This window comes from Pararobbsia alpina (genome assembly GCF_902859895.1).
Classification (GTDB): Bacteria; Pseudomonadota; Gammaproteobacteria; order Burkholderiales; family Burkholderiaceae; genus Pararobbsia; species Pararobbsia alpina.
The window spans coordinates 1-2,741 of sequence record NZ_CADIKM010000126.1 but is presented as its reverse complement, the minus strand read 5'-3'; the positions used below and the strand labels follow the sequence as shown (position 1 = coordinate 2,741).

Genomic DNA, 2,741 nt, shown 5'->3' with positions numbered 1-2,741 from the left:
GTACATCGCGCGGCCAAAGTGCGTCACATTGCCTCCCGTTTCGTCCGTCTTCGTCTTGCGAAATACGCTGTACTTGTCGCTGTAGAACGCGACCGGCTTGCCGTGCTGTTCGAGATAGGCACGCGTCGCTTCGAAGTAGCTGAAGGTCGACTCGGTCGCCGTGAAGTGCAGCGCCATCAGCCGGCTCGTTGCGTCGTCGACGTACACCAGCAGCGTGCACGCCGGCGCGCGTTGCTCGAACCAGCGATGGTCGCTGCCATCGATCTGGATCAGCTCGCCCAGACACGACCGCCGGGCTCGTGGCTGATAGATCTTCGGCGGGCGCTGCCGGCGCGGCATCCAGAAGCCGGCCTCGGTCATCAGGTGCCGGAGCGTCTCCGTTGCGAGCACCATGCCATGACACTCGCGCAGCTTCTCGTTGGCCAGGGTTGGGCCAAAATCGGCGTAGCGCTCACGAATGATTGCCAATGCCTTCGCAGCCACGCCCTCGGCCAATTGGTGATTGCTCGGACGATCTCGCTTATGCGAAACGAGGCCCGCCGCGCCTTCGCTCCGGTAACGCTGGGTCAGCCGTTCCACTTGGCGCCGACTGATGCCCAGTCGCTCAGCGGCGCGCCACGGCATCAGTAATCCGTCGACTACCGCTTGAATCGCCTTCAGTCGATCGAGCTCGCGCATGCTCATGGTGATCATCCCGCGGTGAGGGTTCACGATCGGCTCCGACACTCGATGACGGACATCGAGCATGGGCCGAGTCAGCCTCAACTGCGACATTTCTATTTGGCTCAAGTACGACATTACTACTTGGGGCCTACATGTCAAAACGACGCTAATATAGCTTATGTAAAATTTGGTCGTCAATGGAAAGCCCGGCACTCGACCGGGCTTTCTTGCGACCTTCCGACTGCTTAGAACAGGCCCGGGAACACTACCAAAGCGATAGCAATGGCGCTGCCGAGAATAACCACCCCCGCCACGCGCCTCTGCACGACGGTCAGAGGCTCTCGCTGCGGAACCTTTTGTCGCGGCTCGTGTTCACGAATGACTACATCGGTCATTGCGGCCCTCCTGTAAGAACTTGATTGTGAACATAATTCACGATAATAAATGCTACCACAGTGAGCCCAGCCGAGACAATCGCGGAAAAGTAGTGTCGGAAAAATGACAGCTTATTGTCATTCGTCTCGGGCACTGGGTTCGCTGCCCCATTTGCGGCGACCACTGCGGCGACAGCACCGATCAGCCAGCAGGCCGTGGTGTATTGCCCCGTCCACCCGTGCATCGCCACCATCGCTGCATCGTGCTTCGCTTGAGTGACCACGTTATCCCGGAGCGCAGTATCCCACTTATCGACTAACTGGCCCATTTCAAGAAGCGCGGCAGCCGCCCACCCGACGACCACGTAGCCCAGCTGGCCATCTCGATAGGGTGCCGCGAACTCAAACTTAACGTCCTTCTTTCGCTGCCCGAGTTCGATGACCAGCATGAGAAGACTGCCGCCGAACGGTGCCGCCGCTGCCAGCACCCTCGAGCTTCAAGTCGACCCAAGCCATGCGGTCATAGCGCGCCTGAAGCTCAGCAAAGCTGCGACCCATTGTTGTTTCGCTTACGCTATTTTCTAGACCGAACAACGGAGCAGCGCTCCCGTTCTCGTGGTACTCCCAGAACACGTAGTCGAGCCGCAGGTGTCGCGGCTGGGCCAGAATCAGATCGCGCGCAAACGAAGCCGTCGGCGTGCGCAGCGCTTCCTTCCAGCCCAGTATCAACGTGGCGTCGATCGTGCCGTGCGTGTCAAGGATATAGAGGACTGCCTGCCGACGAACTGCACTGAGCGGCGCCAGCAACACCCGCAGGTCTGCGAGCGTGAAATGCTTGTAGGCCATGTGCCTTCTCCAATGATGGGCACATGATAAAGGTCCGGTTTACCTGGCGTCGAGCACATTCCTAATACAAAGGCGGCGGGCAGGCTTTGTTCGGTCGACCGTGGTACCAGTCGGGAACGTATTGCAGGAACGCTATCGGGACAACGACTTCAGGTTCGGTGCTGGGGCCATGCGATCGCAAGTAGCACGCGATCCCACCAGCGCAGTTTCGACGTGCGCTCGCCCCAGCGATTGACAATTACAAAGGCGGGCAGCCAATCATCGGGCCGGTCGATCCGCAGCACAGAGAACTGCTTGCTCTTGTGCGTAACCCAGGACGTGTTCTCTTGAAACCCATCGGCGATCCAGTGTCCTGAGAACCACACCTGATGCATGACGAACGTATTGGGGTCGTCATGTGAGCGCCAGGGGGACGCTCGCTGGCTCGAATGCCTCGACCACGATCGTCAAGTTCCGGATGGTCTTCCTGATCCAGAACACGCGGAACCGTCCTAGGTTACTTGATGCGTCGCTGCGACCGCTTCGACCAGGGCAGTACACGGCCACTACCTGTAGCGACCTGCATTGAGACCGGGCGAACCGGCATTCAGCGCGATTTCCGGCCAGCTTTACGTGCAAACGACGGCACGTGCGAACCAAGATTATCTGCAACTGGGCCTGCATTCAGCCGCGCCGACCTGCATTCGATCGCCACGTGCCGAGATTGACTGTCCTCAACGGTCCATGCACTAACCTGGCAAAGTTGCCGCTAGGGATTCGCTGATCAATTGACTTCAGCTACACGATGCATGCATGCTGAAGGCGATGCGAACATAACGGTACGGACATGAAGCAACGCAGCTTTGCAAGCGCCGAGTA

5 protein-coding genes are annotated in these 2,741 nt (G+C 59.0%); 1 reads left to right on the top strand and 4 read right to left on the bottom strand.

From position 1 onward, the window contains the following. From HV670_RS29650 to HV670_RS29635, 4 genes are all read right to left on the bottom strand, one after another. On the bottom strand, positions 1-684 hold a 684-nt coding region (locus HV670_RS29650; protein ID WP_175108489.1), incomplete at its 3' end, for an ISNCY family transposase. A 224-nt stretch (positions 685-908) separates the two neighbouring features. Then, positions 909-1,058, bottom strand: coding sequence for a hypothetical protein (locus HV670_RS29645; RefSeq protein ID WP_175108488.1), 150 nt, complete (start codon positions 1,056-1,058; stop codon positions 909-911). Next, positions 1,055-1,486, bottom strand: coding sequence for a hypothetical protein (locus HV670_RS29640; RefSeq protein ID WP_175108487.1), 432 nt, complete (start codon positions 1,484-1,486; stop codon positions 1,055-1,057). The genes HV670_RS29645 and HV670_RS29640 overlap by 4 nt, the downstream gene beginning before the upstream one ends. After that, positions 1,446-1,883 carry a hypothetical protein gene (locus tag HV670_RS29635; protein WP_175108486.1) on the bottom strand — a complete coding sequence of 146 codons (438 nt, stop codon included), beginning with the start codon at positions 1,881-1,883 and terminating at the stop codon, positions 1,446-1,448. The genes HV670_RS29640 and HV670_RS29635 overlap by 41 nt, the downstream gene beginning before the upstream one ends. A 397-nt stretch (positions 1,884-2,280) precedes the next feature. Here HV670_RS29635 and HV670_RS32530 point away from each other — a divergent pair, with 397 nt between their 5' ends. After that, positions 2,281-2,451, top strand: a complete 171-nt coding sequence (locus tag HV670_RS32530; protein ID WP_175108485.1) for a low affinity iron permease family protein — start codon at positions 2,281-2,283, stop codon at positions 2,449-2,451. Positions 2,452-2,741 lie beyond the last annotated feature (290 nt).

Excerpts from the sequence above, each read along its gene's own strand:
- HV670_RS29645 (WP_175108488.1), bottom strand. The coding sequence starts at position 1,058 with ATGACCGATGTAGTCATTCGTGAACACGAGCCGCGACAAAAGGTTCCG.
- HV670_RS29640 (WP_175108487.1), bottom strand. The coding sequence starts at position 1,486 with ATGCTGGTCATCGAACTCGGGCAGCGAAAGAAGGACGTTAAGTTTGAG.
- HV670_RS29635 (WP_175108486.1), bottom strand. The coding sequence starts at position 1,883 with ATGGCCTACAAGCATTTCACGCTCGCAGACCTGCGGGTGTTGCTGGCG.